Here is a 13,625-nt window from a genome sequence, read left to right as displayed (position 1 = left end):
AACAATCCGTACAGAGAACGATTTAAGAGAGAAGCAGCGCTTAGCGCGCCTGACAAAAATATAACAAAAAGGTACCCCCATGCAGCACTTAAGAAAAGATGAGACCTATCGCTTATCCCACTCCACGGCTGGCACGTCAGACCTCAACGCCACGCCCATAATATCCGGAGGTCGGCATGTCTGAAGATCTGAAGATTAAAAACATCGATCCCAGTCTCTACAATGAGGATCTGGCGCCGCTATCGCCAAAAGATCGTAAGTGGGGTGCGTTTGAGATATTCAACGTCTGGGCTAATGATGTTCAGAGCCTGTTTGGTTATACCCTGGCGGCATCGCTGTTCATCGCCTACGGTCTCAACGGCTGGGCTGTCATGGCTGCCATTATTGCAGCATCTATTTTTGTTATGGTGCTGTGCAATCTGTCCGGCATTCCCAGTGTGAAATACGGCATTCCCTACCCGGTCATGGCACGCGCCAGTATGGGGGTCCGTGGGGCCAACTTTCCCGCTATGATGCGCGCTATCGTGGCTATTTTCTGGTACGGCGTGCAAACTTACTTCGCCTCAACCGCCGTCACTTTGCTTATTCATGCGCTATTCCCGGGGAGCGCGGGCGGAGAAGAGTTTCTTGGCATGACCAGTATCGGCTGGACCGCTTATATCATTGTCTGGTTCTTCCAGATGTATATGTTTATGCAAGGTATCGACTGGATTACCCGCTTTCTCAACTGGGCAGGTCCCTTTGTCTATCTGGTGATGATCGCCCTGATGATCATGATCTGGATTGAAGCGGGTGACCAGCTCCTGCCTGCTGTGGGCACCATATTCAGAGGGACAGGAGAATATGAGGGAGGCCCGGTGATGGCATTTCTGGCAATAATGGGCACTATGATTGCCTATTTTGCCGCAGTGGTTATTAACTTCGGCGATTTCTCCCGCTTTGTAAAAAGTGAAAAGGTCCTCAAAAAAGGCAACTGGTGGGGGCTGCCTGTCAACGTCGCCGTTTTCTCTTTTATTGCCCTATTTGTCACCGCCGGCACCGTTGTTATCTTCGGTGAAACACTGACCAACCCAACGGATATCGTTGAGCGGGTCGGCAGTCTGCCTCTCACCATCATCGCCTCAGTCTGCTTCTTTGCCGCTACTATTGGTATAAATCTGGTGGCAAACTTTGTTCCACCCGCTTTTGATCTGGCTAACCTGGCGCCCAGCAAAATAAGTTTTCGTTCCGGAGGGGTTATCACCGCCTGTATCGCATTCTTTGTTGGCGCGCTGTGGGTCTCGGTGATCAGTAATATCGGCATTGCGGGCTTTGTAAACACTCTGGGCGCCGTACTTGCGCCGATCTACGGCATTATGATCGCGGACTACTATCTGATTAAGAAACAGAAACTGAACCTTGAGGATCTGTTCTCTTCAGCCCCCGATGGTGAATACCACTATCACAATGGCTGGAACAGTAAAGCGTTGCAGGCATTTGCTGTCGCCGCTATTTTCTCAGTAGGTACAGTGTGGGTGCCCGCATTAGCAGAGCTGTCCGGCTTTGGATGGGTAGTAGGTGCCTTACTCGGTGGTCTGGTATACAAAATACTGATGCTCCAGACTAAAACCACTGCAATAAAGGAAGATGTGAACGCTGAAGCGTAAAGGGATGCCGATTTACAAAACCAGTGCAGTGATAGCTGCACTGGTTTTATTATTGAAGAGGGTTCGCGTGTTCAGTCTTTTCCAGGCTTCAGATTTAACTGGTAAATATGCTTCTAAGATCCACTGGCTTTTCAGTGGGGGGGTCAAGATTCAACATACTCTGGATATCCAGCAAGTGATCGCGCATCAGAGTCACCGCTTTCTCTGCCTCGCCATTCTCCAGAATTTCAATCAATTGCCGATGGTCCCGACAGGGGGGAGTGGGTACATCCCCACTATTTGACTTGGTGCGTTCATAAAGTGCGATAATCAATGAGGTGCGAGAGATAATCTCCCGAAGAAACTCTGTCAGAACCGGTTTATCCGCCAGCTTTCCAATCAACAGATGATATTCCCCGGACAGCCTTATGCGTTGATTATGGTTACCGGTATCGTGCGCCATCTGTTCACGGGCGACATGATCCTCCAACGCCTGACGTTTCTCAGGAGAAAAGACTAAGGCTAACTCTCTGACCAGCTCGGTTTCGATCAAAAGACGTGCCTGAAATACCTCTTTTGACTCTTTAATGGTGGGCTTGGCTATAAAAGAGCCACTATTGGGAATCGTCTCTACCAGGTTTTCATGAGCCAACCGCTGAAGCACCTTTCTTACACTACCACGCCCAACACCAAAAACTTCGCAGAGCTCCTCCTCCTTAAGCCGGGTACCTGGCAAAAGTTTACGTTCAAAGATGGCCCCAAGAATCTGATCATAGATCGACTCTTCATCTCGTTTCGCAGTTCTTCTTTTAATATTTTCGTTCATAGATAATGGGTTCTATGCTCACATCAGATAAGCGGGTATTTTACATCAACAACCACTGCACAGGTAACCAGAAGATTAATCAGGCAAGCGTTGCCACAAGGAAGAGGAGATTGAGTCGAACAGTCGGATGCAACAGCCAAACGGTAGGCGGTTAACAGGCTCTCTGAATCGGGTACCCGACAATCCCGGACGAGTTATCTGAGGTTATCTCTGGCGTTATCATCACTCTACGAATAAAAAGTATATCAATAAGATAGAACGGGGCCGTTCTGGGCGCATGAAATCACTGGTTCCCTGGTGTAAGCTGGAATCGGGATCGCGACTTATTAACCTGAGACTGGCAATGGCGCAGTCAATCCGTCACACCATTATGACGGCTCTGATAGACTCCGGGCAGCCCTTTTTCTTTGCTCTGTCGAAAGAAAGGCACCTGTTGATAACACTCTCTTTGCCTCTCATGCTTTGGTAATTTTATTCTGGCCCTATTTATCTCTGATGTTGAATATCGTACTCATTCAAGCACAGCATACCTCTGTATCAATGCTATGGTCTCAGGGAAACCCCAATAGAAGAGGTTTACAGCGAAACAGGTTTTGCATCTAAACCAAACAATCGGTCAATTGACAGAATTCCCGGACCACGGGCAACAATAATCAGCAGGGAAACAGCCCACCAGGATGCTGGATTAATCCAGTGATCCCATGTTGGGAATACCGCCAGTTGAATAAACATTGTCATGCCTATCAGGCCTAACGCTGCAAAACGAGACAACAGACCAATAATGAGTAAGATTGGCAATACAACTTCCGCTATACCCGCAAATACGGCCAGTAGCTCAATCATTTTCACTACAAATGAGCCTTCAACATACTCAAGTGTTTCAGGGTTACATAGCTGTAATGCTCCGGGTCTGACCGGATCCGGGCAGAAGAATTCATACTTGAACAGGTCATACTTCTCTACATTAAACTGTAAAAAGCCATCCCACTTACTCAGCCCGGAGTCCAGGAAGACTTTAGCCACCATAAAACGGAGAAAGAACAGTGCCAGGGGCTCTAACAATCGTGACAACTGCACACCCAGTTGTACGTAACGTTCACGGAGTTTGCCTACCATACCCATATGTACTCCCTAGTGCTAATCATTGTATTTGGCCATATCAATTTCTAATATTTCATTTTGCAGGCAGGCTGAGAAAACATCACTGACATCAAAATCAGGGTCTAAAGCTAACGCGGCATCAAAAGCCCTTTCAAGTATGTCTCCATCTCCCTGTAACGTTGCCATAAGCGCTATTTCAGGCGCGGAAAGCGAGCGCGCCTGCACGGCACCCTGTACACGCCAAAACATCACAGTATCAACAGCGGAAGCGCTATCCGCCCGCGTTAACTCACTGATGCTATTAAATTCTCCCTCAACAGCACTGGTCTCTACAGGCTCCGCTACACTTGAGTCAGTTTTTAATCCGATCCATTGCTTCAAAGTACCGGAACTGACTCGCAGAAGCGCAACACTGGTGTTTAATTTCACCACGGCTTGAGTAAAATCGTGCCCCTCTTCCACCAGCCATGAGATCTTTTCTGCTGTCAGCGTCTGCGTCGCGTCCACACTCATCAGGCTCGTTAGCCATGCGTAATCCAAACGCGCTAAGTCGACCAAAGCCGGGGATAGCGTGACAGTCTCAGGCGGTGCTTCTATATCCGCAATAAGGTCACTGAGAAAGCCAGGAAAGCTCTGCCCATAACCGACCAACGTCCCTTGTCCAGGCGGAAAATGGTCGACATAAACACAGGCGATACGCTTAAACGTTGCGCGCCCAATAAGCTTTTCACACATAGGAAAGTTTGCCGCTAGCGCATCAACACAACCTTTATAAAAACCATTGCGATACACAGATAATCGCTTCATATGCTCAGCATTAACGCAAAAATCGTTCATACAACGGGCATCACCGGTACGCAGGTAATCTGCAAATGCATCAATGTAAGGACTCAGCGCCATCAGCGTGCCTCCTTTTGAAAGCCATTAGCCACAGCGGTATGACCGCTGCACTGATCTAAATAGCCCTGTGCCGTCTGGCGCTCCCTCATCAACTCAGCAAACGGCGGTATATTGGCATCCCGTTCGATTAATACCGGCCGATGTCCAAACAGAGACAACGCGTGCTCCAACAAAGCCCAGACCGGGCCATCAATATCTGCTGCATGACTGTCGATTAATAGTGCCTGGCCTAATTCCGGGTCAGGGTCATACCCGGCCATATGAATCTCACCAACCAGCTCAGCAGGAATCTGCGACAAATACTGTGCTGCATCAATACCGGTGTTTTTACTACTGAGATACAAATTATTGATATCAATTAATAAACCACAGCCACTGCGCTGCGCTGCTTCAACTAAAAACTGAGGTTCATCCATCTCGCTGATGAAATCCAGATAGTTAGTCGGATTCTCAATTAAAATACGCCGGCCTATGCCTGACTGATAGCGGTCAATCCCTTCCACTAACGACCGCAGTGCGTCCCGGGTTCTGGGCAGGGGCATAAGGTCAGCAAAATATGTACCGCCGGAGCGAGACCAGACCGCATGTTCGGATATCAGCGTTGGCTGAAACTCATTGATTAACGCTTTTACCTGTTGAATATGCTCAGGCATAGACTGATGATCATTGCCTAATGATCCCCCAACGCCATGAAAGCTCAGATCATAGTTCTCACGGATTGAGCGGAGATAATTTAGCCGGGGCCCTCCCGCAACAAAGTAATTCTCTGTATGCACTTCAAACCACAGACGATTACCCGTGCAAATATCTTCTTCCACAGGTAACGCCAAAATATCATCCAGGTGTTCAGCCTTTAACCCCAGGCCTGCCCCTAAATGCGCTCCGGCAATCAAAGACTGCCGGGGCGGGTTGCATTCATGAACCTTCAAGAGAACCCATTCCATTTGGTGTCACGATTGATTCACACGTACCTTTAGGCGCATAGGCCCAGGCATTCGTCTGAAAATCTGTAGTCGAGGTACCTTCGCAGCTGGTACCGGCACCTGCTGCACAATTATTCTCACCCGCGAGTGCAATACCAAAGCACTTATCTTTACGACCGCTAATTTCTTCACCCGCTAACCAACTGTTAACTTTAGCCTGAACTTCGGCTGACGCCGTTTCAGAAACCTTCAATTGACTGCTAGGACCGGCCACGGAGCCCGTGCTCAGAAGCGCAGTTGACGCGCCAAGAAGTAGTGCTGTAGCTAAGTTTGCTTTGTTCATTTTTATTGCTCCAGATTAAGTCGATATTTTTATGTTGAGTGACGGCGGCAACAAGTCTTCGTCACTTGATGTTAGCTACTGTAAAGACTCAAACTGAAATAAAGCTGAAACGAAACAAAAGGCGAGAGAAATGAAGACGATCAATATTCAGGGTGTGTTTCAGAGCGTTGATGACCGTATAAAAACGATCAGAAATGCATAGGAGATGATGAGGCGGGTATTAATAACCCATAAAAAAAACAGGCATCGGATCGCGCCGATGCCTGTTTAACACTCTGCTGTTTAAGCTTTATATTATCGGGCTGTGGACTTGTAGATGCCTGCGAAAAAGTCCGCCAGTGTCTGATAATCATCCAGCGGCAGCACCTGCGCAATATACTGATCCGGGCGGACCACAATCATACAGCCCTGTTCACGGTTGATACCCCGCATATCAAAGATATCCCCCAGCCCCTTGTGATCCACACAGAACACTTTTTCGTGATCCTGCAGTCCCAGCTTACCTTTGGTAGGGCAAAGCAGCGCGGGCATATCTTCATAAGCCAACTGATCGAAGGTTTGCTGGAACACCGCGCGAAGATCGATCAGACCATCGATATCCTCATCCCGACCTGTAAACTGCACAACCGGCGAGTTGGAATCCGTGTGCAGCCAGTCCGCCAGTTTATGGATCGCTGAACCGGGTGCCGAACTGTCATTTTTACCGGCAAATGCATAGATCCGCCAGCGGGTATCTGCCTCAGCCACATGACCCAGCTGCATCTGCCTGGCATCCGCCAGGCGCACAACCGGCGCCGAATGGAAGCGACGACCGATCTCTTCGCCTTTCGCCAGCGCCTGATGCGTTGCCGGGCCAACCAGGGCAGATTCACCATACTTAACAGCCAGTCCGCCGGTAAACTCCAGATTAGCCTTAAACTGACGCATAAAGCGAGGCTCGTCACCATTATCCAGTACCGACTCCCCGGCAGGTGCGGACATAATGCGCGCCCACTCATGATCAGTATCCACCAGACGTTTAGCCTCGGCCCAGCGTTCAGCAGAGTAGCTATGCAGCAGACCGGGAGCCGCTCTTCCCTGAAGCACATGCACCAGTTTCCAGCCAAGGTTAAAGGTGTCCTGCATCGAGACATTCATCCCCTGACCGGCCTTGGGGCTGTGGGTATGACAGGCATCACCGGCAGTAAAGACCCGTGGAGTCCGGCTGTTAGCTTCACCCGGCGGGACATCGTCAAACCGGTCAGTCATCCGGTGACCAATCTCATAGATAGACCACCAGGCAACCTCTTTAACGTCGATCGAATAGGGTTGCATGATGCGGTTAGCCCCGGCAATCAGATCGTCGATGGTAAAGTTACGGTTAGCCACCCGTTCATCCGGATTGAGCTTATCCAGCTCCACATACATGCGGAACAGATAGCCTCCCTCCCGGGGAAGGATCAGCACGTTACCTTCATGAGCAGAGGTGATCAGACATTTCTGACGCACATCGGGGAAATCGGTATTCGCCAGAATATCCATCACCCCCCAGGCCTGATGCGCCGCATCCCCATGCAGCTCACCACCAATAGCCTTACGCACATTGGAACGGGCACCATCACAACCGACCACATAGTTAGCGCGCACGGTTTTTCTTTCGCCCGCGTTAATACCGTTGTTTTCAAGCGTTACGGTGACAGGATATTCATCAGTGGTAGTATCCACCTCAAGATCAACGATGGACCAGCTATAGTCAGGTTCCAGTCGTGTCGATGAGTTTTTCATCACCTCGAGAAACAGCTCATGGATGCGCGCCTGATTGATCAGGATATGGGGCATCTCAGAGGAGTCATCGGCAACATCCTGCACTCTGCCGATACGTTTAATGTTGGCGGGCTTTTCCGGATCAGGCATCCAGAAGTTGGTCTGATTGACCCAGTAGCTCTCACGCTTAATCTTATCGGCAAAGCCGAACGCCTGAAACATCTCCATCGTGCGGGTATTGATACCGTCGGCTTTACCCTTTTCAATCGGACCCGGCGTGGGATCAACGATCATCGTGCTGATCTCAGGGAACTGAGACAACTGCGCGGCCAGACAGAGACCGGTAGGACCGCAACCGGCGATCATAACATCAACTTTTTCCGGTAGCGGAGCAAACTCACTACGGTCACGACGTTTCGCCGTCGCATTTTTTATATCGGGATCACCCCCACGAAAACCATCCACATAATACTGCATCGCTTACACCTTCCGATCTTCTTGTTGTATAGAGACCACCACTGTAAACGATCACAGGTATAGATAATAATCGATATTTACAACCAGATATAAAGTTTACGCATAGATAAACACAAACCCAATGATATCGCGTCAGCTGTTCTTTCTGAGCCACCCCCTCTACGACCAATGTTTACAAATATAACGTTGACTCTGACTACATTTTGATCTTATATTAGATAAATCTAATAAATATAATACTTAAATAGAGAGTGATTCTCTGGAGGAAGAGTATGGCGCATATCATCATCCTCGGTGCCGGTCTTGGCGGTGTTCCGATGGCCTATGAAATGAAGGATCTGGCCGGGCCGGACGACACGGTCACCATCGTCAGTGATAAGGATTACTACCACTTCGTCCCCTCCAACCCCTGGGTTGCCGTCGACTGGCGCAAGCGCTCAGATATCACCGTTCCACTCGCCCCACCGATGGCCAAAAAAGGGGTTGAACTGGTTGTCAGTGCCGCCAAACGGGTTCACCCGGAAACCAGTGAACTGGAGCTGTCAGATGGCACCATGCTCAGTTACGACCACCTGATTATCGCCACCGGCCCAAAACTGGCTTTCGATGAGATCGAGGGATTCGGACCGGAAGGCTTCACCAACTCTGTCTGCCATATCGATCATGCCGAAGTTGCCTGTGAGCAATGGAAAGCGTTGGCTGAAAAACCAGCCCCTATTATTGTCGGCGCTGTGCAGGGAGCCAGTTGCTTCGGTCCCGCCTATGAAACCGCCTTCATCATGGATTCTGATCTGCGTAAGCGAAAAATCCGTGATCAGATCCCGATGACCTTTGTCACCTCAGAACCCTACATCGGTCATCTCGGCCTTGATGGTGTCGGCGACAGTAAAACCATGCTTGAGAGCGAGCTGCGCCAGCACCATATTGACTGGATCTGCAACGCCAAAGTAGACCGTATAGAAGATGGCCTGATGCACGTTATCGAGTGCGATGAGCAGGGCGAAGAGAAAAAGCGCCACGAGCTGCCCTTCGGCTATACCATGATGCTGCCCGCCTTTACCGGCATCGATGCGGTGCGGGATATTGAAGGACTGGTGAACCCCCGGGGCTTCATTGTGATCGACAAACATCAGCGCAACCCTAAATATCCCAATATCTGGGGCATTGGTGTAGCGGTCGCCATCGCCCCGAAAAAACCAACCCCCGTGCCTACCGGCGTACCGAAAACCGGCTTTATGATTGAGAGTATGGTCACCGCCACCGCCCATAACATCCGCGCAGTGCTGGATAACAAAGAACCGGAAAGCGAAGCCACCTGGAACGCCGTCTGTCTGGCCGATATGGGTGACAGCGGCATCGCCTTTGTCGCCATGCCACAGATTCCGCCACGCAACGTTAACTGGATGAAATCCGGAAAGTGGGTGCATCTGGCGAAAGTCGGCTTTGAAAAATACTTTATGCACAAGATCCGCAGCGGCGTCAGCGAACCGATCTTCGAGAAGTTTTTGATGAAGATGCTGAATATCGATAAGTTGAAGAAATAATAGGGGAAGATTGGAGGGCGGAGGTTCAACCTCCGCCATTTCTACCAAAACCACATACAAAGCCACCCTAAGGGATGGCCTTTGTTGACTCATAAATACTACCTCTACCCCATTCATTATCGCTTGCGGGCAATAATCAGGCTTAGCGTTCTGACTTCTTAAGGTTCAGCAGACCTAGACCTACCAAACCGAAGAACAAAAAGCCGTCTTCAATCAAACTCTTTCATATTTATTAACTATATAGCATTCCCACCAGGAAGAAGCCAACCGATAAGAGCAAGTACTCTCTTCAGTTCTAAACAGCTAGCTTATACAGGTAAAACAAACTCTACTCTGACTCCACTTATCGCAATCCGATAATTATTCCCACGTTTATACCCACTATTTCAGATTCAGCTCTGGACTATCTTCGACTCCTTGTGCAGCATGTTGGATATAAATACGTTAGGTATACCTCAAGGATAGTTATGAATAACCCACCTGTTCACTTCAGGCCAAAAGCAAGACTAATGCAATTGCTTGGAGAACAACTAATTAGAGACCATCGGATGGCACTCTTTGAGTTAGTTAAAAATTCATTCGATGCCGATGCTAAAAGTGTATCCATCACATTTAGCAATCCTAATTCAAAAGACGCCTCTATCAAAATAGTGGATAGCGGCTTCGGTATGACTCCTTCAATTGTCAGCGAAGTATGGCTTGAACCAGCATCTAACCATAAAGAGATTGCTAGAAAGAACAACATAAGAACGCCTCTCGGACGACTGCCTGTTGGTGAAAAAGGCGTTGGCCGCTTTGCAGTCCATAAGCTCGGTGATCACATAACAATGACAACTAAGGCTGCTGGAAATAAAGAAGTACAAGTAACGATTAATTGGAAAGAATTTCTAGAGTATGAATACCTAGACCAAGCTCCAGTAACAATGACTATTGGTGAATCGAGTCTATTTAAAGACGACGATACCGGTACTATTATCGAGATATCAGACTTACATAATAAATGGGCTCGCGGTGATATAAGAAGGCTTTATAGAGCGGTTAGCGCTATGACCACTCCCAAATTTCATAATTTACCTATTGCCAACCTTGAAGAAAATACACCTGATCTAAAAAGCAAAGAAAGTGAAATATCGATAGAAGTTAATGATGATATTTTTGATGTGAACTTTAATATTGTTCCTGAATGCGACTGGCTGAACGGAATATTTGATCCGGATACCGCTAAAGACCAAGCAATGTATATTTATCAATTCTCTATCGACGAAAATGGATTTAGCTCTACATATAAATTTCAACCAATTAGTGCAATATTAAAAGATTTTGAGAGTATATTATCACCACGAACTAAAGAGCAAACATTAGAACACTCTTTTGAATATTTTAAGTTAGACCGAAATGGAAGAAAAAGAAATAGTAAGATTACCGTTAACGAGTTAGGCGTAGGTCCAATAACGGGAATTATTTTTGGATTTGATTTAGACAAACAAGTCTCAGCCAGATACATTCCAGATATAACTGGTCTTACTAAATTCTTAAAAGAACAAGGAGGAATTCGAGTTTATAGAGATGGAATGCGTGTATATGATTATGGTGAACAAGGTAATGATTGGCTAGGCCTTGACCATCGCAGGGTTCAATCACCATCTAGAAAAGTCAGCAACCAATTATTGATGGGGCAAATCCATCTTGATTTAAAGTACAGCCAGAATCTTAAAGAAAAAACTAATAGAGAGGGCTTCATTGAAAATGAAGCTTACCAAGAACTTCGATATGCGATTTTATGCGCTTTAAATCAATTCGAGATTGAAAGAAACAAAGACAAAAAAATTCTGAGATCATGCTTTAACATCCCAAAGTCAACTGAGAAAAGTTTACACAAGGTTACGACAGAAGAAGCTATCGAAAATCTAAGTAAAAAATCTATAGAGATGGGCTATGATAAGGAACTTGGCCCCTTAATAAAACAAGTTTCTGAAACATATAAAGAAACCCGAAATACACTTATGTCTGCTGCTGGAGCTGGTCTAGGACTAGTTACTGTCTTCCATGAAATAGAAAGAGGAGTTAGAGGTCTTGATAGAGCTATTGAGTTTCAAGCACCATTGGATAAATTAGTTAGCATGTCTAAACATCTTGTAGAAACACTTCAAGGTGCTGCTTATATGGTAACTAATAAAAACATGGAGAATGTGAATGCTTCTAAATTAGTCAAGTATGCTCTTTTAAGTCAATCCACCCGTTTTGAATTTCATAATATTAAATTTTTAAATGGCTTTGAAAACTCTCTTAATTTAGATTTTGAGGTCAAAGGAATTAGACGAATGTTCACAGCAACACTAGTCAACCTTATAGACAACGCTATTCACTGGGTAAAAATAAATCGAGAATCCGATGAAATACCAGGACATATTTGGATAGGTCCTAGTCATGACCTGGAAGGGCCAGCGATAGTAGTTGCTGATAGTGGAGGGGGCTTTGAAGACCCTCCTGAAGATATAATTCAGCCATTTTTCACCCGGAGAATGGAAGGCATGGGCATCGGACTTTATTACGCTGATATGGTAATGAAAAGTCACAAAGGAAGGCTTGCCTTTCCTAATAATGGCGATATCAGCATTCCAAAAGTGTGCAAAGGCGCGGTAGTCTCATTAGTTTTCAATAGCAAAGGAATGATTTAGTATGCAACGAACTAAGGTATTAGTAATTGATGATCGTGAAGACCACGGGATATGCATAACAAAGCAGCTTTGGAAGAAACAAATTCCAACTCTATTTATTCACTATGACGAGCCATTGCTAGAAGAGCTTGAAGCACCTTTATTAAAAAGTATCCACACAGGAGTAAGGGCTATCATCTTAGATGTAAACCTTACTAACAGTGGCTCGGCTAATATTAGCGATTATGCAATCGCGCTCAAACTAATACAAAGACTACTAAACCACAACAACGGCCCATGGCTATTAATTACATGGACAACATTCGAAGAGAAGAGCACGGAGCTATTTAACTTCTTAACAGAAAGACTTCCAGCAAGCCAAAGACCATTTAATGTAAAATCAATAGACAAAACTCATTACACTGAAGATAGCGAGAAAATAAACCCTCTCTCAGAAGAGTCCTCAAATGAGATATCTCAACTACTGCAAAGTCATCTAGAGAGCTCTCCTCCCTTTAATTTCTTGATAGAATGGGAAAGATCAGTTTCATCTAGCAGCTCGGAAATTATAAAAAACTTAGGTGAAGTCGCATCTGAACATGAAGATCATCCTGTAAATTTTGACGAGCGGCTTTCTCATATTTTAATGGAAATAGCTGTTGCAGAAGCAGGAAAATCATTAGACCAAGAAAGTATTTCGCCACCAGTTTACTCAGTTCTAAATACTCTCATAAGTGATCGAATTAGCCACTCAGCTCCATCTCCATTTTCATTTATCAATAGTAGTAGCAGTAGCAATACCACAATTGACAATAACTGGAAGGCTAAGATCAATAGCATGTTACACTTAGATCACGATCTAAAGAACACAGGTTCTATTTCCCCTGGCAGCATTTATAGTTACCCTAAAAGTTTAATATGGCCACTGCCAATTCCTTATATGAGCAATAGCAACTGGGGCAAATTTATTATTGAAAACTTCATCAGCACCACTAAGAAAAAATCAATAACCCCAGATAAAGCCAGCAAAACATTTGAACTAGTAATGATGGATATAACACCTCCTTGCGATCATGCACAAAATAAATGCGTGTGGAAAAACTTCATAATCGGCCTACAAATAAATGATGACAACAGACATTTTTTATATCAAGAAGATGAAACAAAAATTAAACAGAAACTAAAGTCAGGAAGAGACCTTAGATTGAATGGTGATCAGTTTATAATTACCCCTGTATTTGAAATAAAAAACAATAACAGCCAATTCGTATTTAGTACAAAAGTGATCACAAGCTCTCCCAATATAAAAGAAATTAACATTCTCTTAAAAGAGCCTGTAGTTAGAATTAGAAGTCAGCTACTTAATGATTTTATACATAAAATAGGCAATCAATTAACAAGACCTGGAATAACCGAACTTAAATAAATTATTTTTCATTTTAACTAAATTCATTACTATGAATTCATGCTACAACAAACAAAAAAC

At 45.8% G+C, this 13,625-nt stretch carries 10 protein-coding genes; 4 read left to right on the top strand and 6 right to left on the bottom strand.

Annotation, left to right across the window (positions count from 1 at the left end; translation table 11 throughout):
- Positions 1–176 precede the first annotated feature (176 nt).
- Complete coding sequence (locus tag JW499_RS10240; protein WP_205210505.1) at positions 177–1,646, top strand: NCS1 family nucleobase:cation symporter-1; 1,470 nt, start codon at positions 177–179, stop codon at positions 1,644–1,646.
- A gap of 94 nt (positions 1,647–1,740) precedes the next feature.
- On the opposite strand, the gene JW499_RS10235 is transcribed toward JW499_RS10240, so the two are convergent.
- The 6 genes from JW499_RS10235 to JW499_RS10210 all read right to left on the bottom strand — a co-directional run bounded on the left by JW499_RS10235 (position 1,741) and on the right by JW499_RS10210 (position 7,938).
- Positions 1,741–2,451, bottom strand: a complete 711-nt coding sequence (locus JW499_RS10235; RefSeq protein ID WP_205210504.1) for a GntR family transcriptional regulator — start codon at positions 2,449–2,451, stop codon at positions 1,741–1,743.
- Positions 2,452–3,027: 576 nt separating this feature from the next.
- Positions 3,028–3,573: a DoxX family protein gene (locus JW499_RS10230; protein ID WP_205210503.1), complete on the bottom strand. Its 546-nt coding sequence runs from the start codon at positions 3,571–3,573 to the stop codon at positions 3,028–3,030.
- 15 nt (positions 3,574–3,588) lie between these two features.
- Positions 3,589–4,452, bottom strand: a complete 864-nt coding sequence (locus JW499_RS10225; RefSeq protein WP_205210502.1) for an HvfC/BufC family peptide modification chaperone — start codon at positions 4,450–4,452, stop codon at positions 3,589–3,591.
- The gene (gene bufB, locus JW499_RS10220; protein ID WP_232846332.1) at positions 4,452–5,381 is read right to left on the bottom strand and encodes an MNIO family bufferin maturase; all 930 of its coding nucleotides are present in this window, start codon (positions 5,379–5,381) and stop codon (positions 4,452–4,454) included. Before bufB ends, JW499_RS10225 begins: the two co-directional genes overlap by 1 nt.
- Entirely contained in the window at positions 5,368–5,718 is a 351-nt protein-coding gene (locus JW499_RS10215; protein ID WP_091355034.1) for a BufA1 family periplasmic bufferin-type metallophore, read from the bottom strand. The genes bufB and JW499_RS10215 overlap by 14 nt, the downstream gene beginning before the upstream one ends.
- 294 nt (positions 5,719–6,012) lie before the next feature.
- On the bottom strand, positions 6,013–7,938 hold the full coding sequence (locus tag JW499_RS10210) for an FAD-dependent monooxygenase (protein WP_205210500.1): 1,926 nt from the start codon (positions 7,936–7,938) through the stop codon (positions 6,013–6,015).
- A 272-nt stretch (positions 7,939–8,210) separates the two neighbouring features.
- Here JW499_RS10210 and JW499_RS10205 point away from each other — a divergent pair, with 272 nt between their 5' ends.
- The 3 genes from JW499_RS10205 (at position 8,211) to JW499_RS10195 (ending at position 13,565) form a co-directional block, all read left to right on the top strand.
- Complete coding sequence (locus JW499_RS10205; RefSeq protein ID WP_205210499.1) at positions 8,211–9,482, top strand: NAD(P)/FAD-dependent oxidoreductase; 1,272 nt, start codon at positions 8,211–8,213, stop codon at positions 9,480–9,482.
- Positions 9,483–9,949: 467 nt separating this feature from the next.
- Positions 9,950–12,160 (top strand): ATP-binding protein, encoded by a 2,211-nt coding sequence (locus tag JW499_RS10200; RefSeq protein ID WP_205210498.1) that lies wholly within the window; start codon positions 9,950–9,952, stop codon positions 12,158–12,160.
- Position 12,161: 1 nt separating this feature from the next.
- Positions 12,162–13,565: a hypothetical protein gene (locus JW499_RS10195; protein ID WP_205210497.1), complete on the top strand. Its 1,404-nt coding sequence runs from the start codon at positions 12,162–12,164 to the stop codon at positions 13,563–13,565.
- Positions 13,566–13,625 lie beyond the last annotated feature (60 nt).

The organism is Amphritea pacifica (assembly GCF_016924145.1).
In the GTDB taxonomy this organism is placed as follows: Bacteria; Pseudomonadota; Gammaproteobacteria; order Pseudomonadales; family Balneatricaceae; genus Amphritea; species Amphritea pacifica.
The sequence above is the reverse complement of the archived record's forward strand: the minus strand, read 5'-3'. Positions and strand labels throughout refer to the sequence as shown.